This window comes from Streptomyces sp. NBC_00377 (assembly GCF_036075115.1).
Taxonomy (GTDB): Bacteria; Actinomycetota; Actinomycetes; order Streptomycetales; family Streptomycetaceae; genus Streptomyces.
Genome location: NZ_CP107958.1, coordinates 7,672,502 through 7,698,114 on the forward strand (window position 1 = coordinate 7,672,502; position 25,613 = coordinate 7,698,114).

Here is a 25,613-nt window from a genome sequence, read left to right on the forward strand (position 1 = left end):
TCGTCCACATGCCGGATGAATGTGCCAGGGGTCACCGCTGTCTGTCTTTTGGTCAGCGTAGCGGGTGCGGGGTCGCACGGGGGACGTTATCGATCGGCACGGCTGGGCATCATCCCACCTGACCGGATCATCAGGCGGCCGGCTCATCGGCCCGCCCACGCCAGGAGGGACGCTTCAATGGGTGAAAAGGTCGTGGCAGGCGCGTTCGACCTGTCCGATCGGCAGCACTACCGGCAGAAGCTGCGGCGGTGTCTGACGGGGCTCGAGCGGCTCCTGGCCCAGAAGCGCTTCGACCGCCCCAAGAACCTCATGGGGCTCGAGATCGAACTGAATCTCGCGGGTGCAGACGGCCAGCCGAGAATGCTGAATGGGCAAGTGCTGGAGAGGATCGCCAGCCATGATTTCCAAACAGAACTCGCCATGTTCAATCTGGAAGTCAACATAGCTCCACACCGATTGGGGGGCCGGGTTTTCGACCGACTGGCAGAAGAACTCCGTACGTCACTGGCATATGCCCACCGAAAGGCCAGCGAGGTCGACGCCGGCATCGTGATGATCGGTATTCTGCCGACACTGGACCGTGACGACCTTGTTTCGTCCAACCTCTCCGAGGCCGACCGCTACACCCTCCTCAACGACCAGATCGTGGCCGCCCGCGGAGAGGACTTCGCCCTCGAGATCGAAGGGGTCGAGCGGCTGTCGTGCACCTCGAAGTCGATCGTGCCCGAGGCGGCCTGCACCTCCGTGCAACTGCACCTCCAGGTCACGCCGGACCGCTTCCCCGCGGTGTGGAACGCCGCGCAGGCGGTCACCGCCGCGCAGATCGCCGTCGGCGCCAACTCGCCCTTCCTGTTCGGCCACGAGCTGTGGCGGGAGTCGCGGCCCCCGCTGTTCCAGCAGGCCACCGACACCCGGCCGCCGGAACTCCAGGCGCAGGGCGTTCGGCCGCGGACGTGGTTCGGCGAGCGGTGGATCGGTTCGGCGTACGAACTGTTCGAGGAGAACCTGCGCTTCTTCCCGCCGCTGCTGCCCCTCTGCGACGACGAGGACCCGCTGGAGGTCCTGGAAGCGGGCGGGGTGCCCTCGCTCGCCGAGCTCGTCCTGCACAACGGTACGGTCTACCGCTGGAACCGGCCCGTCTACGGCATCGCCGACGGTGTCCCGCACCTGCGGGTGGAGAACCGTGTCCTGCCCGCCGGGCCGACCGTGATCGACGTGGTGGCCAACGCGGCCTTCTACTACGGCGTCGTCCGGGCCCTGGCGGAGGAGTCCCGGCCGGTGTGGTCCCGGCTGCCGTTCGAGGCGGCCGCCGCCAACTTCGACGCGGCCTGCCGGTACGGGATCGACGCGCGGCTCCAGTGGCCGCGGCGCGGGCGGCTGGGCGGCGTGGTCGAGGTGGACGCGGTGAGTCTCGTACGGGACGAGCTGCTGCCGCTGGCCGAGGCCGGGCTCGACGGGTGGGGGGTGGAACCGGCCGACCGCGATCTGTACCTGGGGGTCATCGAGGAGCGGTGCCGCCGCCGGACCAACGGGGCGAGCTGGCAGGTGGAGACGTTCCACCGGGGCCTGGAGGCCGGGTTGTCGCGGGACGCGGCGCTGGCGGCGACCACGCGGCGCTATGCGGAACTGATGCATCTCGGGGAGCCGGTGCACACGTGGCCCGTGGGGTTGCCCGAGGCTGTGCCTCTGGGGTGAGGTCCGAGGGCTTTCGGCGGCGGCTCGCCGGCAGCCCCCGGTGGTTCGCCGAAGGCCTTCGCCGGTTCGCCGAGGGCTTTCGCCGGTTCGTCGGTGGGGCCGGTCCGGCGGAGGCGGCAGCCTTCGCCCCGGCCGTGTGTGTCGAGGCGGCCGCCGAGGGCCGCGGCACGGCGGCGTCCCCGGGACGGGGGCCGCTGCCGCCCGCCCCGTACCGATCGGGCAAGCTGTGACGTCCCATGACGTGGTGCACCTGCCCGCCGGGCCCCGTGGCGCAGCTCAGCCGCACGGCCTGCGAACGGGAGGTGCGCCCCGTACGGCGCCCGTCCCCCGACGGCCTGTCGCGCACGATCCCCGTCAGGTGTTTCGGGACCCTGACGAGGCGGTGGTGGGGATGCCGCGGGGGTCTACGCGACTGAAGGCAGGTGTGGCAGGTGGAGACAGGGCCGGTGGCTGATCCCTTTCCGCGGGAACAGCTCTCGCGACGGATCTTCCGTGACGAGACGCTCCTCGTCCTGGGGGTTTCGCTCGGTGCGAGCGGGGTGTCCGCGCTGATCAGTTTTGTCGGATCGGTCACCAAGCCGGGTGGTCTCAAGGACCAGGCGGCGACCCTCAACGCCTCCGCCGCGCCCGGCCGTCCGTGGCTCGATCTCGCCTGGCAGCTGTTCGGGATCGCCACGGCGCTCGTCCCGGTGGCCCTGGTCGCGCACTTCCTGCTGCGCGAGGGGCAGGGGCTGCGGACGCTGGGCTTCGACCGCACCCGGCCCTGGCCCGACCTCGGGCGGGGTGCGGCGGTCGCGGCGGTGATCGGCAGCACCGGCATCGCGTTCTACCTGGCGGCACGGGGTCTCGGCTTCAACCTCACGGTGGTGCCGGAGGCGCTGCCGGACGTGTGGTGGAAGTACCCGGTGCTGATCATGTCCGCCCTGCAGAACGCGATCCTCGAAGAGGTCATCGTCGTCGGCTATCTGCTGCGCAGACTGGGCCAGTTGGGCTGGACGCCGGGCACCGCCCTCGTCGCAAGTTCCGTGCTCCGCGGCTCGTACCACCTCTACCAGGGCATCGGCGGCTTCATCGGCAACATGGTGATGGGCGTGGTGTTCGTCTACCTCTACCGGCGCTGGGGCCGGGTGGGCCCCCTCGTGGTGGCGCACTCCCTCCTCGACATCGGCGCCTTCGTGGGCTACGCGCTGCTGGCGGGCAAGGTGGGGTGGCTGCCGACGGCGTGAGCCACCCGTTCCCTCCGACGTTCTCTCCGACCGGCTCTAGCCGAGCAGTTCACCCTCGATCACGGTGACGGCGTGGCCGGTCAACAGGGTCCGCTCGCCCCGCAGTCGGGTACGGACGAGGCCGGACCGGGGGGAGGCCTGGAGGCCGGTCAGGGTGGTGCGGCCGAGCCGCTCGGACCAGTAGGGCGCCAGGGCGGTGTGCGCGCTGCCCGTGACCGGGTCCTCGTCGATGCCGACGTTGGGGAAGAAGCAGCGGGAGACGAAGTCGTGTCCCCGGCGCGGGTCTTCGGCGCGGGCGGTGGCGATGATGCCGCGGCGGGAGTGGACGGCCAGGGCCCTGTGGTCCGGCCGCAGGGCGCGGACGGTCTTCTCGTCGGCCAGCTCGACCAGCAGGTCGCCGATGTGCGGGCCGGTGTCGAAGCAGGTGAGCGGCTCGGCGCCCAGGGCCGCGCCGACCCCTTGCGGAATCTCGACCCTGGTCAGCGGGGCGGTCGGGAAGTCCAGGGTGATCGAGCCGTCGTCGGCGGGCGTCGCGGTGAGGACACCGCTGCGGGTGGCGAACCGCACCGGGCCCCGATGCGCTCCCGTGGTGTGCAGGACGTGGGCCGTGGCGAGCGTGGCGTGGCCGCACAGGTCGACCTCGGTGGCGGGCGTGAACCAGCGCAGGGCCCAGTCCGCCTCGCCGCCCCCCGGGAGAGGGTGGGCGAACGCCGTCTCGGCGTGGTTGACCTCCAGCGCCACCTGCTGGAGCCGGTTGTCGTCCGGGAAGGCGTCCTGGCCGTCCAGGAGCAGGACCCCCGCCGGATTCCCGGCGAAGGGGCGGTCGGTGAAGGCGTCGACGATTCGAATCCGCATGCCGGTGACCGTATGCGCTGCGCGGAAGCAACGGCCAAGGCCAATCCACGAGTCCTGGCCCGGTTCGGACGGGCCCTGCGGTGAGCGCGGGCGGGCGGTCCGGCGCGGGCCGTCGGCCGCGGGGCGCCCGACAGGGCGCGCTGCCCGGCCTTGCCCAGATCCGCCCCGGGCCGGCCCTCCGGCCCTTTCAGGCCCGGTCCGCCCCGCCCCGCCGGGACCGCCCCCGCACGTACTCCCGCTCACGGCCCGCCCCGGCCCGGCGTCCGCGAGCCCTGTGCGTACCGCGCCCCGGCGCCCCCCCCGTGGGGCCCTGCATCCCGGCCCGCCGGGGCAGCGGTCCGTGCCCGCCCGGTTGGGTCGCCCCGCCCGGGCGCGCTCCGCAGGTCCCTTCGACAGGGCCCGGCGTCCGCGAGCCCTGTGCGTACCGCGCCCCGGCGCCCCCCCCGTGGGGCCCTGCATCCCGGCCCGCCGGGGCAGCGGTCCGTGCCCGCCCGGTTGGGTCGCCCCGCCCGGGCGCGCTCCGCAGGTCCCTTCGACAGGGCCCGGCGTCCGCGAGCCCTGTGCGTACCGCGCCCCGGCGCCCCCCGTGCGGCCCTGCATCCCGGCCCGCCGGGCCAGCGGTCCGTGCCCGCCCGGCTGGGTCGCTCCGCCCGGGCGCGCTCCGCAGGTCCCTTCGACAGGGCCTGGCCCGGTGTACGGACGCCCCGCCGGACCCCTCGTTCCTCTCGCCCGCCCCGCTCTCGGCCCCGCTGAACATCTATCGCCACCCCGGTGCCCCCGCCCCGTCGGACCCCGTGCCCCCGCGCGCCCACCCTGCTGGGTCCCGCCCCGCCGGCCCCCGAGCCGTCGCCCGCCAGGTGCCGGGTGCCCGCAGGGCGCCCCGGGCGGAACCCTGGGATGCTGTGGGGGAGAGCGCTACCCAGGACCTGACTGGCAGGGGCGGTGAGCGCCATGGCTGGCCAAGAGGACAGCGGTACCGATCCGGCGGCGTCGTACGCCGATCCTCGAGGGGACCCCTTTCTGCGCACGCGGTTCGTCGTACCGGCCCGGCCGGTGACGTTCCTGCGGCGGGAGCGGCTGGTCAGACATCTCGACCAGGCTCTGCGGACGCCGTTGACCATGGTCAACGGTCCTGCGGGCGCCGGCAAGACGCTGCTGGTCGCCGACTGGGCCGCGGAACGCGCCCGGCCCGTCGCCTGGCTCACCACGGACGCGGCGGGACAGGGCCCCGGCATGCTCTGGGCCTACCTGCTCCAAGCCCTGCGGGTCGGCGGGCACTCCCTGCCCGCCGACATCGGCTGTCCCGTCGACGCGAGCAGTGTGACGCCCGCGCTGCTGGCGCGGCTCGCCGCCGAGCTGAGCGTCCGGGACCGGCCCGTGATCGTGGTGCTCGACGAGTTCGACCAGGTGGTGGACCCGGAGATCGCGGAGCAGCTGGAGTTCGTCCTGCGCCACTCCGGCGACGGACTGCGCCTGATCCTCGTCACCCGTACCGAGCCGCTGCTGCCCCTGCACCGGTACCGGGCGGCCGGTGAACTGACGGAGATCCGGGGCGCGGAGCTGGCCTTCACCTCCGAGGAGGCCGCCGAGCTGCTGGGGCTGCACGGGCTGCGGCTGCCGGCGCACGCGACGGAGGGTCTCGTCGACCGCACCCGGGGCTGGGCGGCCGGCCTGCGCCTGTGTGCCCTCGCCGCTCAGGAGGACCCGGAGCCGGAAACGTATCTGAAGGAGTTCGAGGCCGACCGCAGCACCGTCGCCGACTTCCTGCTCGCGGAGGTGCTCAGACGCCAGCCGCCCGCCACGCAGGACCTCCTGCTGCGGGTCAGCGTCCTCGACCGGTTCTGTCCCGAGCTGGTGAACGCGTTGACGGAGCGCACCGACGCCGGACCCATCCTGGCCGTCCTGTGCCGTGAGAACGCGTTCGTCGAGCCTCTCGGACAGGACTGGTACCGCCTTCACCCGCTGTTCGGGGAAATCCTCCGGGCCCACCTGCGGGTGCGCTCGCCCGACCTGGAGCCCGCACTGCACCGGCAGGCCGCCCATTGGCTGCGCAGCTCGGGATCCCTCACGGAGACGCTGGACCAGGGCGCTGCCGCAGGGGACTGGGAGTTCACCGCCGGCGCCCTCATCGACGACCTCGCCATCGGGTGGCTTTTCACCGGCTGGCGCTCCGACGAACTCTCCGAGCTGTTCTCCCGCATGGGGCCGGAGGCCGCGAGCCCCGCGACGGACCTGGTCCGCGCCGCCCGGGAACTGTCCCGCCGCGATCTCGACCAGGGCCTGACGCATCTGCGCCGGGCGGAGCGGAGCCTGACGGCAGCACTGGGCCTGCCGGACGAGTCCGGCGATGTGGCGGAACTGGCCCTGACGGCCGGGTGGAATGCGGACGGTGAGCCGCCCCGGCTCGTGGCGGCCCGGTTGAGCTGCGCCCTGCTCGAGGCGCTGGCCGCCCGGCTGACCGGTGCCCCGGGCCGGGCCGAGCGGGCCGCGTCGGCGGCCGAGGCTCTGATCGACCGCGCCCCGGCCGATCTGCTGGAGAGGCATCCCGAGCTCAGCGCGCTGCTGCTGACCCATCTCGGCTCGGCGCGTCTGTGGGCCGGGCGGTTCGAGGACGCGTGCACCGCCCTGTCGAGGGTCGCGGGGACGGCGGCCGGTGCTTCGACGGTGCTCGCCCGCGAGGACTCGCTCGGCCGGCTGGCCCTGATCGACTACCTGAACGGCTGGGTCGGCCGGGCGGAGCGCACGGCCCGCGAGGCCGTGACGGAGACGGAGCGGTCCGGGCTGCCCCAGCCGACCGGTTCCGGCACGGGACGGCTGGTGCTGGCGGCGGTCGCCGTGGACCGCGACGATCTGCGCCGGGCGAGGGAACTCCTCGACGAGGCGGCCGAGTCGCACCCGGCGCTGCGTGACCCCGTGATGGAGGCGTGCCGGGCGATCGCGAAGGCCCGTCTGGATCTGGCCCGCGGGGACAGACGTGCCGCCCTCGAAACGGCGGAGCGGGCCGTGCCGGCCGCCGTGGTCTCCCCCTGGGCAGCGGGCCAGACGGCGCTGGTGGCCGCCGCCGTACATCTGGCCGAAGGCCGGCCGCAGACGGCGGCCGAACTGCTGCGGGCGGTGTCGGACGAGCAGCCGGCCTGTGCGGTGGGGGCCGCGCGGGCCCAGCTCGCGATGGGCAGACCCGAGGCGGCGATGGACCTGCTCGACCGCGTGCGCTCCGAAGGCCGCGCGGGCCCCGCCGTGACGGTCCGGGCCACGCTGGTGAGGGCGCAGGTCGCGGACGTGGTGGGAGACGCGGCCACCGCCCGCAGACTGGTCGCGCAAGCCCTGCGGGAGGCGCGGCGCGACGGTCTGCGGCGCCCCTTCCTGGAGGCCGGTCCATGGATCCGCCCGGTGCTGGACGCGGTGTCACCGCGGGCGACGGCGGCGGACCGGCCCACCCACGGCGCGCCGGGGACGTCCGGCGCCCCGCAGATCCCGGTCGTGGAGGAGCTCAGCGGCCGCGAACGCGACGTACTGCGCAGGCTCGCCCTGACGATGTCGACGGAGGAGATAGCCGCCGATCTGTTCGTCTCCGTGAACACGGTCAAGACCCACCTCAAGAGCGCCTACCGCAAGCTTGGGGTCAACCGGCGCAACGACGCGGTGCGCCGCGCCCGCGAACTGAAGCTGCTGTGACGTCGAGGCCGCCTTCGGCTATCGCCCGTGACGGGTGAGGCCGGGAACCCCGGGAGGACGGACCATCACAGGGTGGGTGCGCAGTCCGCCAGTCCCAGGCCATCCCGGGGAGAGCAGCTCATGCGCTACGAGATCCGCGTCGACGGACACCTCTCGGAGGTGCTGACCAGGGCTTTTCCTGAGCTGGACCATGTGGTGATGTCCGGTCAGACGGTCCTGTTCGGGTACGTCGTCGACGAGGCGCACCTGTACGGACTGCTGGCCCGCTGTCAGTCCCTGGGGTTGCGGGTCCTGGAGATGCGCCAACTGCCCGAGTGACGAGTCGCGGGCCTGTCGCCTCGGCCCGGCGCGAGGAGGAGTCATGAGCGTTTCGCCTGGTCCCGCCCCCAACCCCCGACGGGAGGAGCCGTCCGGGGCACCCGGCCGGCCGTCCGGCGGGGCGGCCGCCGGTCCTGTGGGCGCCGATCCCGCCGAGGCACTGGCCGTACTCGGGCGTTCCTGGACGTGGATCCTCGGTTCGGCCGTCGCCACCCTCGTGCCGGGCATCCTGATCCTGGTCTGGCCGGACGAGACCCTGCACGTCCTCGCGGTCCTCATCGGCCTGTACCTGCTGGTGACCGGAGCGTTCCGGTTCGTCGCGGCCTTCGCCAGGGACGACCACGGCGAACGCCTCACCGGGCTCCTCCTGGCGGTGCTGTACGTCGTCGCCGGTGTGCTGTGCCTGCGCAACCCGCTCCAGACCATCGCGACGCTCTCGCTGATCGTCGGCGTCCTGTGGCTGGTCTCCGGCATCCTCACCCTCTACACGGCGCTGGCCACCAAGGACCTGCCCCATCGGGGCGTCGTCCTCGGCGCCGCCGTGTTCGCCGTCGTCGCGGGGATCGTCGTCCTCGCGCTGCCCACCGAGTCGGCCCGGGCGCTCACCCGGCTGCTCGGCCTGTGGCTGGTCCTGCTGGGCCTGGTCGAGGCGGCGGTCGCCCTCGCCTGGCGCGCCGCGCTGCGCAGGGCGCGCCAGGCGGCCGGGCCGAGGGCCGCCGACGGGCCGGTCTGAGAAGGCCGGCGCTCTCACCCGTCCCGGGTGAGCCGCCGCGACCGCGCCTCGCGCACGCTGAGAACGGCACACAACGCCATGTCGGGCCCCGGCCCGGAACGGAGAAGAGACATGAGTGGGGACACGTACCTCGCATACGACTATCCGCTGCTGAGCGCCTTCTGGACGATGCTGGTGTTCTTCCTGTGGATCATGTGGTTCGTCCTGCTGTTCCGGATCGTGGTGGACATCTTCCGCGACGACGAGCTCAGTGGCTGGGCCAAGGCCGGCTGGCTGGTGTTCTGTATCGTCCTGCCCTTCCTGGGCGTCTTCGTCTACGTGGTCGCGCGCGGCAAGAACATGGGACACCGCGAGATCAAGCAGGCGCGGGACCAGCAGCAGGCCTTCGACAGCTACATCCGCGAGACCGCCAAGGGCACCGGCGCTCCCAGCAGCAGCGTGGACGAACTCGCCCGGCTCTCCGAGATCCGGGCCCGCGGCGACATCACGGACGAGGAGTTCGACCGGGCGAAGCAACTGGTCCTCAGCGGCTCCCGCCGCTGATCCGTCCGAACGAAGCCAGGCCGGACGAAACGGAATCGAGGCATCGGGATGACAGCGGCACACCCCACTCACGCGGCGTCGGCCGGGCGGCACACGGCCAGACAGAACTGGGCCGAGGGCCTGATGGCCTTCGCCGCCGTCACGCTCATGATCGCCGGACTGCTCGACATCTTCCGGGGGATCATGGGGATCGCGGAGGACGACGTCTTCCTCACGACCCGTAACTACGTCTTCGCGTTCGACCTCACCGGCTGGGGCTGGGTCCACCTCGCCCTGGGCGCGGTCGCCGTGATCGTCAGCCTGGGACTGTTCCAGTCGGCGATGTGGGCGCGGGTCGCGGGCGTGGCCATCGCCGGGCTGATCGTCATCGCCAACTTCCTCTCCCTGCCGTACTACCCGGTGTGGTCCGTGGTGATGATCGCCTTCTCCGGGTTCGTCATCTGGGCGCTGTGCGTGGTGAAGCCGGACCGGTCCGAGGAGTGACCGCGCGGGGGGCCCGTCCGGCACCTTCAGCACCTACAGAAAGGCGTACACCATGTGCCGTTGGCTCGCCTACTCGGGCACCCCTGTCCTGCTCGAAACGATCCTCTACCGGCCGGCGCATTCGCTGATCGACCAGAGCCTGCACTCCAAGATGGGTGTCGAGACGACGAACGGCGACGGCTTCGGCGTCGGCTGGTACGGACCCGACGCGGACGACGGGAGCCCCGCCGTCGTCCGCGACATCGGCCCGGCCTGGAGCAACCGCAATCTGCGGGAGATCGCCGGACATGTGCGCTCACCGCTGTTCTTCGCCCACATCAGGGCCTCGACCGGCACGGCGGTGCAGCAGACCAACTCCCATCCCTTCCGGCACGGCCGGTGGATGTGGATGCACAACGGCGCGATCGCCGACTTCCACCGGATGCGCCGGGACCTCGCCCTCGCCGTCGACCCTCAGCTCTACCCCGACATCGAGGGATCGACGGACTCCGAGATGATGTTCTTCCTGGCGCTGACCTTCGGTCTGGAGGAGGATCCGCCCGGCGCCGTCGCCCGTATGGCGGGCATGGTGGAACGCACCGGGCACGCACACGGAGTGGAGTTCCCGCTCCAGATGACGGTCGCCGTGACCGACGGAGTGCGGCTGTGGGCCTTCCGCTACTCCAGCCAGGGTGCCTCACGCTCGCTGTTCTACAGCACCCGCGTGGAGACGCTCCGGTCGCTCCATCCCGACATGGCCTTCCTGCGCGGTGTCTCCGACGAGACCCGTCTGATCGTCTCCGAGCCCCTGGGCGACCTTCCCGGCGCCTGGAACAAGGTCCCGGAGAACACCTACGGCGTGGTCCAGCCCGGCGGGGCCGAGATCGTCGACTTCGTGCCGCAGGCGGCGTAGCGCGCACGGCCGGGGCTCACCGGACGGCGCCTGGGCCGGACGGTGCCGGGCCCGGCCCACCAGACGTCCACTGGGCCGGGCCCGGCTCAGTGGACGGAGAACCCGCCGTCGACGAAGATCGCCTGCCCGGTGACATAGGCGGAGGAACGGCCCGCCAGGAAGACGGCGGCTCCGGCGAAGTCCTCGGCCAGCCCGTTGCGGCCGATCATGGTGCGCGCGGCCAGCGCGGCCACCTTCTCCGGGTCCGACTGCAACCGGGTGTTCAGCGGGGTCAGGACGAAGCCGGGGACCAGCGTGTTGCAGGTGACGCCGTGCGGCGACCACGCCTCCGCCTGGGAGCGGGCCAGCGATTCCAGCGCCCCCTTGGAGACGCCGTACGCGCCGCTCTGGACGAAGGCCCGGTGCGCCTGCTGGGAGCTGATGTGGATGATCCGGCCGAAGCCCCGCTCGGCCATGCCGGGCCCGAACCGCAGGCCCAGCAGGTAGGGCGCCTCCAGGTTCACCGCCATCGTGGCGTCCCAGACCTCCTCGCCCAGCTCGCCCATCGGCGGCCGCAGATTGATGCCGGCGCTGTTGACGAGGATGTCGGGCTCGCCGAACGCCTCGGCCGCCTGTTCCGCCGCGGTGCGCACGCCGTCGCGGGTGCCGAGGTCGGCGCTCACCCAGGCCGCCCGGCAGCCCTCCGCCGTCAGCTCGTCGACGGTGGCGGTGAGTTCCGCCTCCCTGCGCGCCACGATCACGACGCTCGCCCCCGCCCGCGCGAGAGCCACGGCGATGGCCCGGCCGATGCCGGAACTGCCGCCGGTGACCACGGCGACCCGCCCGTCCAGCGAGAACAGTTCACGGAGGTAGGGGTCCGGGGTACCTGGTGCGGGGCTGCGCGATGTCATGTCCGCACCCTAGACGGCGCGGCCTCGGCTGTCCTGTCTCAACGAAGTTCGTCGTCCATCCCTGAGCTGACCTGCGTGGACTGGATTAGGTGAGACGCGGGGACTGGGTTCGTTGAGACAAATCTCGGCGCGCTAACGCAGTTGCGCGTTCCCATGCTGGTCGCCCGCCTGCTCCAAGGCGGCCTCGTAGGCGTGCAGGGCAGTGATGACTGTGGCGCGTTCCGCGGGGTCGAGACCTCGCATGACACGTTCCCAGGCAGAGGCGCTGCCAGAAAGCCATTCTCCGATCGGTGCGGCGTAGGCGGGGGCGATGGCGATGATGCGGCGGCGGCGATCGGCGGGATCGGCAGTGCGTTGCAGGACGCCTGGCCGTGACAGCTCGCTGACCATGAGGCTGACAGTCGTCGGGGCCACCTCCAGCCGAGCGGCTAGCTCGTTGATGCTGGTGGGGCCGTCGTACTCCAGGTGGGCCAGGAGTGCGAGGTGTCGCGGTGCCAGGTCCAGACCCTGGAGTGCCGGAGGTATGGGCAGGCGCTTGGCGCGGCCCACGAGCCGTGGCATGAGCAACAGCAGGGTGCGGACGGCCTCGTTGACGGCTGGACCGTCCGATTCCGTGGACATCGGCGACCTCTTCCAGATACCTTTAAAAGCAAAGACTTTGTATTCAAAGGGAACGAGGTCCACTATGCCGCATCTGACCGTCCACCTTCCAGAGAGCAGGCTGACCGGGAACGAACCCATGCTCGTCGCCGCACTGACCGACGCTGTCGTCGACGTCTATGGCGAATGGGCCCGCGACCTCGTAAGCGTCCGTCTGGCCGGAGTCCCCGCAGGCCGTTTCGCGCAGGGTGGCAAGGCCGTGGACACAAATGCCTCGGTGATCTTGGGCGTCCGTGCTGGCGTCTTCGACCGTCCCGACGCTGCCCAGATCACCGCGCGCCTCGGCACCGGGCTCACCGACGCGATCACGCGCGTCGTCGGCGATGACCTCCGCGCCGGCACCATGGTCGAACTCGTGGCGTCACCGCCAGAACGTACCTTCGTCGGCGGCGCTCTCGCCGTGTGATCCCCCATCTGGGCCACCTCACGACCCGGCTGTACTCAGGCTCAGCAGCGGTAGTAGTGGTGGAAAGGGCTCCACCGTGTTTCCGCGTCGGCTTCATCGGGCCGACGCGGTGGCGGGATCGTTTCGCGAGGGAAGAACGCGTCGTAGATCCTCGGGCTTCGGTGGAAGGCGACGAACTTGTGGGTGGAGAAATGCTGCTCGACCCATTGGATCAGGGGGTCCTTGCGGTCCTTGGGGACGTAGCCGAGCAGGATGTTGCGGACAGTGATCTGCTCGATGAGCCAGGTGACATGGCCGGTGGCGACAGCGCGTCGTTCCCACTCCCGGCCGGCGAGAAGTCCGGCGAGCGGCACGACTTGAGGGTGGAAGACCATCGTGAGCGTCAGCTCGAGGGAGGGGTGTTTCCCGCCGTCAGTGAGGATGCCGCGTGCAATGTCGAGCAGATCGAACGGGTCAGCGGACTGCTGCAGCCAGGCGAAGTACATCTTTCGCGCATCCGGATAGGCGTTGCGAACCCAGCGGCGGCCGTGGCGGGCCACCAGATTTCGGTGGTGTCTCTGGGCTCGTAGCGTGTCGGGGAGCCTGCTGATGTCGACTTGCTCGTCGGTGTTGGCGATGCCATTGCCGATCCAGAGGCGGTGGCGGAGACAGACGTTGCGGTCATGAGTGGTCCAGCAGGTCACGGTCATGGTGATGCCTGCGGCGTGAGTGCAACGGCGGCAGGCGGGACGCTGGATGGCGGTGTGCAGGGCTGAGCGCGGACGGCCGATGGCACCGGGCTTGTCGACGGCGTCGGAGTCGGCATCGGTGTCGAGGTCCCGGTCACCGGCCAACTCCGTTGGCCAAGTGGACGATCGTGTCCGGACCCAGCAACTCGACCGTCATCGCCTCGGAGGTCAGATCCTGGGTCCAGAGGAGGTGGAACAGCACCGGCAGCGTCAACAGCCGATCCCCGGCGGCGTCTGCCCCCACCATGAGAGGTTCCGGGGCTGCGAAGACCTCCCGGAGGCGGGCAGCCGCCGGGTCGTGCAGACATCGCGGGTGCCGGTAGCGCGACAGCCACCGGGCATTCGCTAGCACCACCGCGTCCGGTGTCCCCAGCCGCTCGAACCTCCACCCGGCCTGGGCGCAGAGCAGACGCGTCATCTCGAACGCCTCGGCGTCCTTCGGCTCGATCCGATCGTCCGCACGAACATCGACGACCACCGCCGAGCCGTCCGCGCGGCGGACGAAGTAGTCCGGGGCGTGCCGACGCTCCCGCTTGCCGTCATGCCAGTGCAGCCAGAACGGCTGCGAGCTGATCCCCACCACGTTCGGATCGAAGTCCATCAGCAGCAGTCGGTCCCGCTCCAGCCACGACTCAAAGCCGACGTGCTGCCCGGTCGTCGCCGACCAGTACCAGCCCGGGAAGTGACGCTCACCGCGCGACCAGCGAAACGTACGTACCGGATCGACATCCTCGAACCGGCCCGTCACGCAGTCCCGCAGCGGACGCCGTCGGCGTCCGTGTACCGCGTCCACGTACGACAACTCGATGCACGGCCCCGCGTGATCCACCCCAGCCGGTACAGCCATCCAGTACCCCCAGCGCGCTCAACCGCGCGACTAGGTTCGCTGAGACAGAAGCCCGAACGACTCGGTTCGTTGAGAAAACGACTCGATTGAGTGAGACAGGACATCGGCGAAGACGGGGAGACCCTTGTCAGGCGAACTATTCCGATATATCGTTGACGCATCGCGACAGATCAACGATGGAATGAAGGAGTGGTTTGCGATGCGTACCCACGGATTCGAGCGTGGACATGGACAGGACGGCCCCCGGCGTGGCCGCGGTGGCTTCGACGGGCGTGCGGCCTTCGGGCCCTTCGGTCCGGGTGGTCCGGGCGGCCCGGGATTCGGTCCCGGCTTCGGCCCGGGCTTCGGCGGCCCCTGGGGCGGACGAGGGCGCGGCGGCCCCAGGGGGAGGGCGCGGCGAGGTGACGTACGGGCCTCGATCCTGGCCCTCCTCAAGGACCGGCCCATGCACGGTTACGAGATGATCCAGGAGATCGCCGAGCGCAGCGGCGGCGCGTGGAAGCCCAGCCCGGGCTCCGTGTACCCCACCCTCCAGCTGCTGGAGGACGAGGGCCTGATCAGCAGTGAGAGCGAAGGCGGCAAGAAGCTGTTCGCGCTCACCGACGAGGGCCGTACGGCCGCCGAGGGCGGCCCCGAGGCGCCTTGGGAGGAGGCCTCGCGCGGGGTCGACTGGGAGGCCCTCGGTGAGATCCGTCAGGCCGGCGTCGGTCTGATGGAGGCCTTCGGGCAGGTCTGGAAGACCGGCAGCAAGGAACAGCGCGAGAAGGCGCTCACGGTCATCAATGACGCCCGTAAGAAGCTGTACCTGATCCTCGCCGACGAGGACTGACCGGCCGGCCGGCGGTGCCCGGCCGAACCGTGACGCGGTGGTGCCCTGTGGAGTCGTCCACGGGGCGCCACCGCGTCGTGCGCGCGCCGTGCCTCGCGCGCCGTGGGCCGGATGCCGTGGCCGTATGTGTGCGCACCGCGCCCGGTCAGTCGACCAGGCCGCCCAGTTTGCGCAGTGACTCGTTCAGTGCGGCCGTGCCCGAGTCCTTGAGCCTGCCCGCCATCAGCGACACGGCCGCGCCCGTGAACTCGCCGTCGATACGGACCGTCGTGGCGTCCCCGTCCGGCGTCAGGGTGTACCGGGTGGCGACGGACACCGCCATCGGCCCCTTCCCGCGGATGGCGAGCACCCGGGCGGGCTCCAGTTCCGCCACGGTCCACTCGACCTCGGCAGGAAAGCCCATGAGCTTCATGTTCTCCTGGAAGGTCGCGCCCACCTCGAGGGTCTCGGGGCCGCCCTTGGGGAAGCTGGTGTGGGTCGCGTTCCACTCCCCGTACGTCGGCCAGTCGGTGAGCTGGGCCCACACCTTCTCGGCCGGTGCCTGGATGCGTGCCTCCGCGCTGACTTCGGCCATGCGACCACCTCTTCGTGTCCGGCAACTCGGGCTGCGGTGTCGCGGAACGTAGCTCCAGGAACTCCAACATTCAATACTGACGGACCGTCAGGAAGTGCGAAGGGGCGGCACGGCGACGCGCGGTTGCGGGAGTACCGGCCTGATCTCATCCGTAGGGAGGAGATTGCGGTGGCCCTGGTCCGCTCTGCGTGGGACGTGAAGATGCTTCCTCCCGAGGATGACCGCACCCGGCCGGGACTGATGGGGTGGGGTTGTGCAATCCCGTACTTCCCGGCGGTCGCTCCACAACCCGGCGGCGCACGGCACGGACGACGGCCCGGGGCTCGCCGCCGAGCCCGCGGCGGCGCTCGCCGCCGCCCGCCGCCGGGCGGTGCGCGACGGGGACCGGCAGATCGACACCGCCCACCTGCTGCACTCGCTCCTGGAGCAGGACGCGCAGGTGCGTGCCGCCTTCGACGGCGGACCCCAGCTCGCCCGGCTGCTCGGCTACCTCGTCCAGCGCAGCATCGGCTACGGCCTGCGCTGGCAGAGAGGGGTCGAGGAGTCCGGGACCCTGCCGGTGGTCACGGCCGTCGAGGATTGTTCGCCGCTGGCCTCCGCCGCCCTGGAGCACGCGCGCGTGCGGGCCGCCCGGCGCGACGGAGCGCCGGCCCGTGGCCTCGATCTGCTCGCCGCGATCGTCGCGGACCCGCAGGCCCGGGCCGTCGAGGTGCTGAGCCACGTGGGAGTCGACGTCCACGAACTGCGCGCGCGGATCGAGGACGGTCCCGGGACCGGGGACGGTCCCGACGAGTGCGAGGCGCTCACGGGAGCCGGCGAACCGACCCCCTGAAGCCCACGCTCCCTTTCCGCCTCCTGTCCTGCCCCCTGAAACCCGCTCCCTCCCTGCCCCCTGCCCGGCCGCCACCTGCCGAGCCTCGTCTCTCCTCGTGCGCCGCTGCGCGCGTCCAGCCGCTGAGACAGGTGTCAACGAGGGTGACGCTCATGTCATCGCCTGTCATCATGGGCCGGTGCGTACGTACGTGAGCAGTGAGAGCAGCCGCGCGAAGGGCGTCGGGCTCGGTCTGGCGGTCGCGTCGGCCTTCGCCTTCGGCGGATCCGGGGTGGCCGCCAAGCCGTTGATCGAGGCGGGCCTCGACCCGCTGCACGTGGTGTGGCTGCGGGTGACCGGCGCGGCCCTGGTGATGCTGCCGCTCGCCTGGCGCCACCGTGCGCTGCTGCGCAGCCGCCCCGCGCTGCTTGCCGGGTTCGGCCTGCTCGGCGTGGCCGGGGTGCAGGCGTTCTACTTCGCCGCGATCTCCCGTATCCCCGTCGGGGTCGCGCTGCTCGTCGAGTACCTCGCGCCCGCGCTGGTGCTCGGTTGGGTGCGGTTCGTGCAGCGGCGTCCGGTGACGCGCGCCGCCGCGCTCGGAGTGGTCCTCGCGGTGGGCGGACTGGCCTGTGTCGTCGAGGTCTGGTCGGGGCTGGGCTTCGACGCCCTCGGACTGCTGCTCGCGCTCGCGGCGGCCTGTTGCCAGGTCGGCTACTTCGTCCTGTCCGACCAGGGCGGCGACTCCGGGCAGGAGGCCCCCGACCCGCTAGGCGTCATCGCGTACGGCCTTCTCCTGGGCTCCGTCGTCCTGACGGCCGTCTCCCGCCCGTGGGGCATGGACTGGTCCGTGCTCGCGGACACCGCCGGCATGAACGGAACCGACGTCCCCGCCTGGCTGCTGCTCGGCTGGATCGTGCTCCTCGCCACGGTGGTCGCGTACGTCACCGGCGTGATCTCGGTGCGCAGACTCTCTCCGCAGGTCGCGGGCGTGGTCGCCTGTCTGGAGGCGGTCATCGCGACGGTCCTGGCGTGGGTGCTGCTCGGCGAGCACCTGTCGGCGCCGCAAGTCGTGGGCGGCGCGGTCGTTCTGCTCGGCGCGTTCATCGCGCAGTCGTCCGCGCCCGCCAGGAACGCCCGGGAGCCGGTGGCCGGCAGCAGCCCGGAAAGGGAGTTGTCGGCCCGCGGAACGGCCGCCTAGGGTGCCGGTCATGCCTTCGGACGCACTCGTTCTTCCGCCCCCGGCCGCCTGAGGCGGGCCCTCCGGTGAAACGCGCCCGGCACACGCTGCCGGGCTGAACGGTGCTGCCCGCAGAAGAAGTCCGAGGACCGCTGCCCCGGTGACGGTCCCTTCCCGAACTTCTGTGCGGAGAGAACGCGTGTCCCTCTTCAGTCGTCCCACTTCCGTGTCCCTGCCCGTCGGACAGGCCCTGCTCTATCTGATCGCCGCCGGCGCCGCCTGGGGTACGGCCGGCGCCGCCGCCTCCCTGGTCTACCGGGTCAGCGACCTGGGCCCCGTCGCCCTGTCGTTCTGGCGCTGCGCGGCCGGGCTGCTCCTGCTGATGGCCGCCCGCCCGCTGCTGCGGCCGCGTGCGAGGACCACCCCGGCGGCCGCGGCCGCACCCGGGCAGCCGCGCCGCAAGCTCCTGCGCACCGTGGTCACGGGCCTCGGGCTCGCCGTGTTCCAGACGGCGTACTTCGCGGCGGTCTCCGCCACCGGACTGGCCGTGGCCACCGTCGTCACCCTCGGCGCGGGCCCGGTCCTCATCGCGCTCGGCGCCCGGCTGACCCTGGGGGAGCGGCTCGGGCGCGGCGGGGTGCTCGCCGTCGCCGGGGCGCTCGCCGGGCTGGGGGTGCTCTTCGCCGGCGGAGGAGGTTCGGCCGTGCGCCCCGAAGGAGTGCTGCTCGCGCTCGTGTCCGCGGCCGGGTACAGCGCGATGACGCTGCTCACCAGGCGCTGGGGCCGCGACGGCGGTGCGGACGCCTCGGCCACCACCGCGGGGGCGTTCGCGGTCACCGCCCTGTGCCTGCTGCCGTTCGCCCTGGCCGAGGGGGTGTTCCCGCACGGCGCGGAGCCGGTCCGGACGCTGGTGCTGCTGACCTACATCGCGGCGGTGCCCACGGCTCTGGCGTACGCCCTCTACTTCGCGGGAGCGGCTGTGGTGCGTTCCGCCACCGTCTCCGTGATCATGCTCCTCGAACCGGTGAGCGCGGCGGTGCTGGCCGTCGCCCTCCTCGGTGAACGGCTCACGGCCGGGACCCTGGCCGGCACCCTGCTGATGCTCGCCTCGGTCACCGGCCTGGCGCTGGCGGAGTCACGGGGCGCCCCTGCGGCGACGGCCTGACCTGCCGGGGCCTGCCGGGCGGCCCCGGCAGGCCCCGTGGTGGTGCTCACCGGCGGACGTCCGCCGCCTCCGGCCGACGACCGGGACGTATCACCTCGTCGGGCGGGCCCGGGTGGCGCTCACGCACGCGTGGGCGGGGAGGCGGGGCCGTCGGGGCGGTCGTGCCCGCGTCGTCGCGACAGGTGCTCGTGGGCCGCCGCGTCCCGGGGGCCGCCTCGGGCGGTCAGACCGGCCGCGATGCGGTCCTGGGTCTCGCTCGGCCGGTGGGCCGCGTACTTGAACTTCGCCCGTACGCCGGTCACTTCGAGCCGGATGCCCCGGATGCCGGCGAGCAGTCGGCCGTACGGCGCCTCGCCGACCGCGGGCCGCGCGGAGCCGCCTTCCGGCTGGAAGTGGCTCAACTGGCGTTCGAGGAGGCGGGCCTTGGCGGCGGGGTCGTCCACGATGTGCGCGGTGCAGCGGAGCTGGACCGCCGCGTAGAAACTCGTCGGGGTGCCGTGCTCCGCGGGGGCGCCCGGGGGCGCCTGCCACGGGCCGGGGACGAAGACGTAGTCGTCGACCACGCTCAGTACCACGGTCGGGCTCGCCTCCAGGGCCGGCCACAGGGGGTGGGGACGGGCCAGGTGGGTGACGGCCTCACCCCCGGACGGGTCGTAGGCGAAGTGCAGCGGCTGGACGAACGGGGCCTCGCCCGCGGGGCCGTTGACCGCGAGCTGGCCGAAGTCGTGGCCGGACAGCCAGTTCCGCCACTCGGCGTCGTCGTGGGGCGCGTCCCAGGGGTGGACGAGCATCACAGCGCCTCGAGATAGCCGGGGAGCCGGGTGCCGGGGACGAGATCGGCCTCGGGGAGCGGCGTGCCGTAGCCCTTGCGCAGGGGGAGCACCCCGGCCCAGTGGGGGAGGGCGAGGTCCTCCGGCTCGTCGTTCACGCCGCCCGTACGGGTCTTGGCGGAGACCTCGTTCAGGTCGAGGCGGATCACCGCGGTCGCCGCCAGCTCCTTCTTGTCGGCGGGGCGGGAGTCGGCGGACCGGCCCGGCACTACGTGGTCGACAAGGGCGGTGAGCGCGGCGAGCTTCTCCTGCGGGTCCGTGACGTCGTACGCGAGGCCGTGCACCACGACCGAGCGGTAGTTGATGGAGTGGTGGAAGGCCGAGCGGGCCAGCACCAGACCGTCGACATGCGTCACCGTCAGGCACACCGGCAGCCCGGGGTCCGCCTGCCCCGTCATCCGCAGCGGACGTGAACCCGTGGAACCGTGCACGTAGAGCGTCTCGCCGACCCTGCCGTACAGCGTCGGCAGCACGACCGGCGCGCCGTCGCGGACGAAACCGAGATGGCAGACGTAGCCCTCGTCGAGTATCGCGTGCACGAAATCCCTGTCGTACGAGGCCTTCTGCGCGGACCGCGTCGGAACCGTGCGGTCGGTCGGGGTGTAGGCGGCGGCCCGTGTCGTCGTCTCCGGCGTCCCCTGCATGGCTCTCTCCATTGCACTAGTGCATAATATGCTTTGTGCTAGGAGAATATCGGATCACAGGCCGACGTGCAGCGGACATTTCCGCGAGCGTCGAGGCGGCGGTGAGCGCAGGTGCACTTGCTCCGGGGCAACTACTGCCTCCTATGCGGGAGTTGGCGGCCGAGCTGGGGGTGAACCCCAACACGGTCGCGGCCGCCTATCGCACCCTGCGGGAGCGCGGGGTGATCGAGACCGACGGCCGGCGGGGCAGCCGGGTGCGGCCGAAGCCCGCCACGACCGGGCGGGAGTTCCTGCGGGTCGAGGTGTCGGAGGGGGTGAGGGACGCGGCCGCCGGCAATCCGGACACGGCCCTGCTGCCACCGCTCGCGCCGGCCTTCGCCTGGGCCGCCGCCCAGGGCGACCGTGAGCCGGTCCTGTACGGGCACGCGCCGGTGGAGCCCGAGCTGGCCCGGCTGGCCCGTGCCGACCTGGACGCGGACGGGGTGCCGGCCGGGCCCGTGGCCGTCACCTCCGGTTCGCTGGACGCGATCGAACGCGTCCTCGCCGCGCATGTGCGGCCGGGCGACACCGTGGCCGTGGAGGATCCCGGCTGGGGCTCCCTGCTCGACCTCGTGCCGGCGCTCGGACTGCGCCCGGTGCCGGTCGGCGTCGACGACGACGGGCCGCTGCCCGGGCAGGTGCGGCGCGCTCTGGAGGCCGGGGCACGCGCCCTGATCGTCACCGACCGGGCGCAGAACCCGACCGGCGCGGCGGTGAGCGCCGCACGCGCGCGTGCCCTGCGCGCCGTGCTGCGGGAGCACCCGCGGACCCTGCTCGTCGAGGACGACCACGGCCATCGGATCGTCGACCTCCCCCTGCACCCCCTCGCGGGGGTCACCCGGCACTGGGCCTTCGTGCGCTCGGTCGCCAAGGCGTACGGACCCGACCTGCGGTTCGCCGTCCTCACCGGGGACGACCTCACCCTCGACCGGGTGCGCGGGCGGCAGCGGCTCGGACCCGGATGGGTCAGCCGGATCACCCAGCGGGCGGTGGTGCGGCTGTGGGCCGACGGCGCGGTGGACCCGCGGGCGGTCGCCGAGGCGTACGGGAGCCGTCGGGACGCGCTGATCGGCGCGCTGGCCGCGCGGGGGGTCGCGGCCCACGGCCGCAGCGGGATGAACGTGTGGATCCCCGTGCCGGACGAGACGGGCGCCGTCGCCCGGCTGCTCCAGGCGGGGTGGGCGGTCGCCCCCGGGGCGCGCTTTCGCATCGAGGCTCCGCCCGGGATCAGGATCACCGTGTCGACGCTCGGCCGGGAGGAGGTCGGCCCCTTGGCGGACGCCGTCGCTTCCGCGGTTCGGGTGGGTGACGTGCGCGGCTATGTCTAGTGCCGTGACCGGAAGGGTTTGCCGGGAGGCTCGCGGCGTCCGGTGCGGTGCATCGCACGGCGGAGCATCGCCCGCGTACCGGATGTACTCGGGTGATGCGGCAACGCGGCGTGGGGGCACCCCCGGCCGAAGGCTGGGGGGGGGTGCCGTGCCGGGCGTACGAGCCGGTGAACCCTTCGGGTCATGGCCCTGGCGCGCAACGGCCGGGCGGCGGCGGCGCGGGCGGGGCGAACCCTCACCCGCGCCGCCGCCGCGGCGCGGGTGAGGGTTCGCCCCGCGGGGCATCGCGCCCGGCACCCGCGTCGGGACATGGCGCGTGCCGGGGTCATCTCCTGCCGCGTGCCTGGGTCAGGGCGGCACCCGCCAGCACGATCGCCGCGCCCACCGGGGTCGACCAGCTCAAGGGCTCGCCCAGGATCGCGACCCCCGCGGCCGTCGCGATGACCGGGATGAAGTAGGTGACCATCTGGGCCGTCGTCGGGCCGACCTCCGCGACCAGGCCGTACTGGATCAGCAGCGCGAGGCCCGTGCCGAGGGCGCCCAGCGCGGCCGTCGCGAGCAGCGGAACGAGCGGGAAGTGATGCGGGACGTCAGTGAACACGGGGGTGACCACGGCCAGTTGGAGCGTGGCCAGCAGGAGCTGTCCGCCGGTCATCGACAGGGCCGAGGAGCCGGTGTTCGCCAGGGTGCGTCGGAGGTAGATCCAGCCGACCGGGTAGCTGAGCGAGGCCAGCAGGGCCAGGGCCGTGCCCCGGGCGTCGAGGCCGTGGAAGCCCTGCCAGGCGCCCAGGACCGTCAGGACGCCGGCGAAGCCGAGACCCAGACCGGCCACGCGCACCCGGGTCGGCCGGTCCTCGGAGAGGGCCACCAGGGACAGGGCCATGCCCCACAGGGGCGAGGTCGCGTTGCATATGCCGGCCAGGGTGGACGGGATGGTCAGCTCGGCGTAGGCGAAGAGGGAGAAGGGCAGGGCGTTGAGGAGGAACGCGGCCACCGTCAGATGCGCCCAGGTGCGTGCCCCGCGCGGCAGCCGCTCACGCTTCACCGTCATCGCGACCGCGAGCATCGCCGTACCGAACGCCAGCCTGCCCAGCGTGACCTGGAGGGGTGCGTAGCCCTCGGTGCCGACCTTGATGAGCAGGAAACTGAAGCCCCAGATCAGCGACAGCGCGCCGAAGCGGAGCCGCCAGTCGAGGGTGCGGCGGGGGCGAGCGGGAGCGTGCGGGGAGGTCCGGGCCGGGGCGGTGACAGCAGTCATGAGCCTAACGATGCTGTACGCGCACTCCTCACACAATCGAGAATTTTCGAGCGATACCTCGTAGCATCGCTTACATGTTGAATCTGGAGCGCCTGCGCACGCTCGACGCCCTGGCCCGGCACGGATCGGTCAGCGGCGCCGCCCAGGGCCTGCACATCACCACCTCGGCCGTCTCGCAGCAGATGGCCAAGCTGGAACGGGAGGTAGGGCAGCGCCTGCTCGCCAAGCACGGACGAGGGGTGCGGCTCACGGACGCGGGGCGGCTGCTCGCCGACCACGCCTCCCGGATCCTCTCGCAGGTCGAGCTCGCCCAGTCCGACCTGGAGGCCCAGCGCGGGCAGGTCGTGGGGGAGCTCCGGCTCTCCGCCTTCCCGACCGCGGCGCGTGGGCTGTTCCCCGTCGCGCTCGCCGAGCTGCGCAAGGCGCACCCCGGGCTGCGGCTGCGCTCGTGCGAACTGGAGCCGGAGCGCGGCATCGCCGGCGTCGTCCGCGGCGACCTCGACCTGGCCGTCGTCCTGGACTGGTACAACAAGCCGATGCCGGTGCCGGACGGCCTGGTCAAGGCGCCCATCCTGGACGATCCCGCCGAGGTGGCGATGCCCGCCGCGCACCCCCTCGCGGACCGGGACGAGGTGGACCTCGCGGAGTTCGCCGAGGACGAGTGGATCACCTGGGGCGAGGGCGAGTTCTGTCACGAGTGGCTGATGTTCACGCTGCGCTCGCGGGGCGTCGAGCCGATCGTCGGCCACCGGGCTGCCGAGACGCACACCCAGCTCGGGCTGGTGGCCGCCGGACTGGGCGTGTGCATCGCGCCGCTGCTCGGGCGTCACCCGGTGCCCGAAGGCGTTGTGACGGTTCCCCTGCGGCAGCGGGTGCGCCGGCACGTGTACGTGGTCTGGCGGGCGGACGCCGACCGCCGCCCTTCGATCCGGGCGGCGGTCGCGGCACTCAAAGCGGCGGGGGAGTCCCTGGGCTGACGGGCCCTACGGGCACGGACGGTCGGCTCCACCCGCAAGTCCGAACGGCCTTACCCGTCCGCCGGCGCCTCCGCGCACGGCGCCGGACGGCTCGAGGCGATGCCGGCACGGCTCTCCGCGCAGCCTGCCCCACCAGGGCATCTGCGCCGCCCGAACGGCTCTCCACGCAGCCGGTCGACCGGGCCCCGCGCGTCGGCCGGCGTGCCCGGCCGTGTGCTGCGCCGGACGGCTCAGGCGCCGCCCAGTTTGCGGAAGTCCCAGGACACGATCTTCTGCGGGGTCAGCCGCACCCAGGCGTGCCGGCCGTCGTGCGGCATCGCGTCCAGGCCGAAGTTCTTGCGCGCGAACAGCGTCTCCACCGCGTCGAGTTCGGCACACAGCTCGCCGGTGCGCGGGCTCTCGCCCACGAACTCCACGACTCCGGAGAGCTCGACGCCCCGCAGCGCGTCGTACTCCTCGCCCGTGTCGATCACGATCGCGACCCGAGGGTCACGGTTCAGGTCCGCCCAGCGCTTGCTGCGCACGACGGAGTACAGCCACAACGAGGTGCCGTCCCAGAGGAACCACAGGGCGCTGACGTGCGGCGCGCCATCCGTGGACACGGTCGCGACCCGGCAGGTGCGCTGGAGGGTGAGGAACGCGTCCAGTTCACCCGGCGACATCATGATCTTCCGGCCCCGGCGCTGTGTGACGGTCATCCGGCCCCCTCATTCTCTTCATTTTTGGGTACGTGCCGCTCCCCTGGAAATCCGTCAGGAAAGCATGGGTCTTCTTCCTTCTGCGCGCAATGGCGGTTACCGTCGCCCGCTCCACACCGACGCCCAGGGGGAGTCATGCCGTCGTACGAACAGCTCAGCGCCCTCCTCGACCCCGAGAGCACCGTCCTGATCACGGTGGAGTGCCAGCAGGGCGTCGTCGGACCCGAGGCCGCCCTGCCCCAGCTGGCCCGCGAGGCGAGGGAGTCGGGAGCCCTCGCCAACGTGGCCCGGCTGGTGGCTGCGGCCCACGCGAGCCGCGTCCAGGTCCTGCACGCCGTGGCCGAGCGCCGCCCCGACGGCCGGGGCGCCAACCGCAACGCCCGGCTGTTCCGCGCGGCCGAGCGCCTCCCCGTCCAGCAGCTCACCGGCACCGCCGCGACCTGCCTCGCGCCCCCCATCGAGGTCGCCGAGCAGGACCTCGTGGTGCGGCGGCTGCACGGACTGTCGCCCGTCCAGGGCACCGACGTCGACGCCCTGCTGCGCAACCTGGGCTGCCGCACCCTGGTGGTGACCGGGGTCTCGGCCAACGTCGCGATCCCCAACACCGTCTTCGACGCCGTCAACCGGGGCTACACGGTCGTCGTGCCGTCGGACGCCATCGCCGGGGTGCCCGCCGACTACACCCCCGCGATGATCCGCCACACCCTCGCGTTGGTCGCCACGGTCGCGACCACGGACGAGGTGCTCGGCTGCCTCCGCCGAACCGCCCGGCCGGGACCGGCCGTCAGGCCAGTGTGATCGAGTCGCCGCTGACCTTGATCGCCACCTCGGGCAGGGGCTTCTTGGCGGGACCGCTCTTGACGCTGCCGTCGGTGATCGAGAAGTTGCTGTTGTGACACGGGCAGTTGATCACGCCGTCGGAGATGCTCTTCACCGCGCAGCCCTGGTGGGTGCAGACGGCGGAGAACGCCTTGTACGTGCCCGCCGCCGGCTGCGTGACGACCACCTTCTCGGCGTCGAAGACCTTGCCACCGCCCTCCGGGATGTCGGCCGTCTTGGTGAGCGCGGCGCCAGCTGCCGAGTCGTCCCCGCCCCCCGTGCCGCCGGTGCTCGCGGCCCCCGTGGTACCCGTGGAACCCGAGGTGCCGGCCGAAGCGGACGAGCTCGACGAGTCGTCGTCGGAGCCTCCGCACGCGGTCAGCGCGACGGAGAGCCCCGCGGCTCCGGCGGCTGCCACGACGGTACGGCGGGCGGGCCCCGACGCGGACTTGATCGATGCGCTGGTCATGCTGGAGGTTCCCTTCCAGGGGGGTGGGTGGATCTGCCGAGAGG

Annotated in this window: 27 protein-coding genes; 16 read left to right on the top strand and 11 right to left on the bottom strand. The window is 72.3% G+C overall.

The annotated features are described in order from the left end of the window. Window positions 1-177: 177 nt before the first annotated feature. Window positions 178-1,695 (top strand): glutamate--cysteine ligase, encoded by a 1,518-nt coding sequence (locus OHS71_RS34095; RefSeq protein ID WP_328483152.1) that lies wholly within the window; start codon window positions 178-180, stop codon window positions 1,693-1,695. 422 nt (window positions 1,696-2,117) lie between these two features. Beyond that, on the top strand, window positions 2,118-2,921 hold the full coding sequence (locus OHS71_RS34100) for a CPBP family intramembrane glutamic endopeptidase (RefSeq protein WP_328483153.1): 804 nt from the start codon (window positions 2,118-2,120) through the stop codon (window positions 2,919-2,921). 36 nt (window positions 2,922-2,957) lie between these two features. Here the strand turns inward: OHS71_RS34100 and OHS71_RS34105 are convergent, their stop codons facing one another. Further along, window positions 2,958-3,776 carry a PhzF family phenazine biosynthesis protein gene (locus tag OHS71_RS34105; protein ID WP_328483154.1) on the bottom strand — a complete coding sequence of 273 codons (819 nt, stop codon included), beginning with the start codon at window positions 3,774-3,776 and terminating at the stop codon, window positions 2,958-2,960. Window positions 3,777-4,727: 951 nt separating this feature from the next. Here OHS71_RS34105 and OHS71_RS34110 point away from each other — a divergent pair. The 6 genes from OHS71_RS34110 (at window position 4,728) to OHS71_RS34135 (ending at window position 10,420) form a co-directional block, all read left to right on the top strand. Further along, entirely contained in the window at window positions 4,728-7,451 is a 2,724-nt protein-coding gene (locus OHS71_RS34110) for a LuxR C-terminal-related transcriptional regulator (protein ID WP_328483155.1), read from the top strand. Between the two features lie 120 nt (window positions 7,452-7,571). Further along, a complete protein-coding gene (locus OHS71_RS34115; RefSeq protein ID WP_328483156.1) occupies window positions 7,572-7,769 on the top strand; it encodes a hypothetical protein in 198 nt (65 codons plus the stop codon). A gap of 43 nt (window positions 7,770-7,812) precedes the next feature. After that, complete coding sequence (locus OHS71_RS34120; protein WP_328483157.1) at window positions 7,813-8,502, top strand: HdeD family acid-resistance protein; 690 nt, start codon at window positions 7,813-7,815, stop codon at window positions 8,500-8,502. A gap of 111 nt (window positions 8,503-8,613) precedes the next feature. Further along, window positions 8,614-9,045: an SHOCT domain-containing protein gene (locus OHS71_RS34125; protein ID WP_328483158.1), complete on the top strand. Its 432-nt coding sequence runs from the start codon at window positions 8,614-8,616 to the stop codon at window positions 9,043-9,045. Between the two features lie 48 nt (window positions 9,046-9,093). Further along, window positions 9,094-9,528, top strand: coding sequence for a DUF7144 family membrane protein (locus OHS71_RS34130; protein WP_328483159.1), 435 nt, complete (start codon window positions 9,094-9,096; stop codon window positions 9,526-9,528). 52 nt (window positions 9,529-9,580) lie between these two features. Further along, window positions 9,581-10,420: a class II glutamine amidotransferase gene (locus tag OHS71_RS34135; RefSeq protein WP_328483160.1), complete on the top strand. Its 840-nt coding sequence runs from the start codon at window positions 9,581-9,583 to the stop codon at window positions 10,418-10,420. 86 nt (window positions 10,421-10,506) lie between these two features. On the opposite strand, the gene OHS71_RS34140 is transcribed toward OHS71_RS34135, so the two are convergent. After that, window positions 10,507-11,310 (bottom strand): SDR family NAD(P)-dependent oxidoreductase, encoded by an 804-nt coding sequence (locus OHS71_RS34140; RefSeq protein ID WP_328483161.1) that lies wholly within the window; start codon window positions 11,308-11,310, stop codon window positions 10,507-10,509. A 132-nt stretch (window positions 11,311-11,442) separates the two neighbouring features. Then, window positions 11,443-11,931 carry a MarR family winged helix-turn-helix transcriptional regulator gene (locus tag OHS71_RS34145; protein WP_328484737.1) on the bottom strand — a complete coding sequence of 163 codons (489 nt, stop codon included), beginning with the start codon at window positions 11,929-11,931 and terminating at the stop codon, window positions 11,443-11,445. A 64-nt stretch (window positions 11,932-11,995) separates the two neighbouring features. On the opposite strand from OHS71_RS34145, the gene OHS71_RS34150 reads away from it, so the two are divergent. Continuing rightward, window positions 11,996-12,376: a tautomerase family protein gene (locus OHS71_RS34150; RefSeq protein WP_328483162.1), complete on the top strand. Its 381-nt coding sequence runs from the start codon at window positions 11,996-11,998 to the stop codon at window positions 12,374-12,376. Between the two features lie 41 nt (window positions 12,377-12,417). Here OHS71_RS34150 and OHS71_RS34155 read toward each other — a convergent pair whose 3' ends face one another. After that, entirely contained in the window at window positions 12,418-13,209 is a 792-nt protein-coding gene (locus OHS71_RS34155) for a hypothetical protein (RefSeq protein ID WP_328483163.1), read from the bottom strand. Beyond that, window positions 13,199-13,951: a TnsA-like heteromeric transposase endonuclease subunit gene (locus OHS71_RS34160; protein ID WP_328483164.1), complete on the bottom strand. Its 753-nt coding sequence runs from the start codon at window positions 13,949-13,951 to the stop codon at window positions 13,199-13,201. Before OHS71_RS34160 ends, OHS71_RS34155 begins: the two co-directional genes overlap by 11 nt. A 199-nt stretch (window positions 13,952-14,150) precedes the next feature. Between OHS71_RS34160 and OHS71_RS34165 the strand changes: the two genes are divergently transcribed. Continuing rightward, a complete protein-coding gene (locus tag OHS71_RS34165; RefSeq protein WP_328483165.1) occupies window positions 14,151-14,780 on the top strand; it encodes a PadR family transcriptional regulator in 630 nt (209 codons plus the stop codon). A gap of 145 nt (window positions 14,781-14,925) precedes the next feature. Here OHS71_RS34165 and OHS71_RS34170 read toward each other — a convergent pair whose 3' ends face one another. Then, on the bottom strand, window positions 14,926-15,354 hold the full coding sequence (locus tag OHS71_RS34170; protein WP_328483166.1) for a type II toxin-antitoxin system Rv0910 family toxin: 429 nt from the start codon (window positions 15,352-15,354) through the stop codon (window positions 14,926-14,928). A gap of 253 nt (window positions 15,355-15,607) precedes the next feature. Between OHS71_RS34170 and OHS71_RS34175 the strand changes: the two genes are divergently transcribed. The 3 genes from OHS71_RS34175 to OHS71_RS34185 all read left to right on the top strand — a co-directional run bounded on the left by OHS71_RS34175 (window position 15,608) and on the right by OHS71_RS34185 (window position 18,507). Continuing rightward, on the top strand, window positions 15,608-16,186 hold the full coding sequence (locus OHS71_RS34175) for a Clp protease N-terminal domain-containing protein (RefSeq protein WP_328483167.1): 579 nt from the start codon (window positions 15,608-15,610) through the stop codon (window positions 16,184-16,186). A 178-nt stretch (window positions 16,187-16,364) separates the two neighbouring features. Next, window positions 16,365-17,363, top strand: a complete 999-nt coding sequence (locus tag OHS71_RS34180; protein WP_328483168.1) for an EamA family transporter — start codon at window positions 16,365-16,367, stop codon at window positions 17,361-17,363. Between the two features lie 178 nt (window positions 17,364-17,541). Continuing rightward, window positions 17,542-18,507 carry a DMT family transporter gene (locus OHS71_RS34185; protein ID WP_328483169.1) on the top strand — a complete coding sequence of 322 codons (966 nt, stop codon included), beginning with the start codon at window positions 17,542-17,544 and terminating at the stop codon, window positions 18,505-18,507. A gap of 119 nt (window positions 18,508-18,626) precedes the next feature. Here the strand turns inward: OHS71_RS34185 and OHS71_RS34190 are convergent, their stop codons facing one another. Together OHS71_RS34190 and OHS71_RS34195 are read right to left on the bottom strand one after the other, a co-directional pair. Further along, window positions 18,627-19,298 (bottom strand): FMN-binding negative transcriptional regulator, encoded by a 672-nt coding sequence (locus OHS71_RS34190; protein WP_328483170.1) that lies wholly within the window; start codon window positions 19,296-19,298, stop codon window positions 18,627-18,629. Then, window positions 19,298-19,981, bottom strand: coding sequence for a pyridoxamine 5'-phosphate oxidase family protein (locus OHS71_RS34195; RefSeq protein WP_328483171.1), 684 nt, complete (start codon window positions 19,979-19,981; stop codon window positions 19,298-19,300). Before OHS71_RS34195 ends, OHS71_RS34190 begins: the two co-directional genes overlap by 1 nt. 35 nt (window positions 19,982-20,016) lie before the next feature. On the opposite strand from OHS71_RS34195, the gene OHS71_RS34200 reads away from it, so the two are divergent. Further along, a complete protein-coding gene (locus tag OHS71_RS34200) occupies window positions 20,017-21,348 on the top strand; it encodes an aminotransferase class I/II-fold pyridoxal phosphate-dependent enzyme (RefSeq protein ID WP_328483172.1) in 1,332 nt (443 codons plus the stop codon). A gap of 325 nt (window positions 21,349-21,673) precedes the next feature. Here OHS71_RS34200 and OHS71_RS34205 read toward each other — a convergent pair whose 3' ends face one another. Then, window positions 21,674-22,606, bottom strand: coding sequence for a DMT family transporter (locus tag OHS71_RS34205; protein ID WP_328483173.1), 933 nt, complete (start codon window positions 22,604-22,606; stop codon window positions 21,674-21,676). 74 nt (window positions 22,607-22,680) lie between these two features. On the opposite strand from OHS71_RS34205, the gene OHS71_RS34210 reads away from it, so the two are divergent. Then, window positions 22,681-23,583 carry a LysR family transcriptional regulator gene (locus tag OHS71_RS34210; RefSeq protein WP_328483174.1) on the top strand — a complete coding sequence of 301 codons (903 nt, stop codon included), beginning with the start codon at window positions 22,681-22,683 and terminating at the stop codon, window positions 23,581-23,583. A 230-nt stretch (window positions 23,584-23,813) separates the two neighbouring features. Here OHS71_RS34210 and OHS71_RS34215 read toward each other — a convergent pair whose 3' ends face one another. Next, complete coding sequence (locus OHS71_RS34215) at window positions 23,814-24,281, bottom strand: pyridoxamine 5'-phosphate oxidase family protein (protein WP_328483175.1); 468 nt, start codon at window positions 24,279-24,281, stop codon at window positions 23,814-23,816. Between the two features lie 135 nt (window positions 24,282-24,416). Between OHS71_RS34215 and OHS71_RS34220 the strand changes: the two genes are divergently transcribed. Further along, window positions 24,417-25,079 (top strand): cysteine hydrolase, encoded by a 663-nt coding sequence (locus tag OHS71_RS34220; RefSeq protein ID WP_328483176.1) that lies wholly within the window; start codon window positions 24,417-24,419, stop codon window positions 25,077-25,079. Here OHS71_RS34220 and OHS71_RS34225 read toward each other — a convergent pair. Then, window positions 25,066-25,569, bottom strand: coding sequence for a Rieske (2Fe-2S) protein (locus tag OHS71_RS34225; protein ID WP_328483177.1), 504 nt, complete (start codon window positions 25,567-25,569; stop codon window positions 25,066-25,068). The two genes, OHS71_RS34220 and OHS71_RS34225, sit on opposite strands and share 14 nt — an antisense overlap. Window positions 25,570-25,613 lie beyond the last annotated feature (44 nt).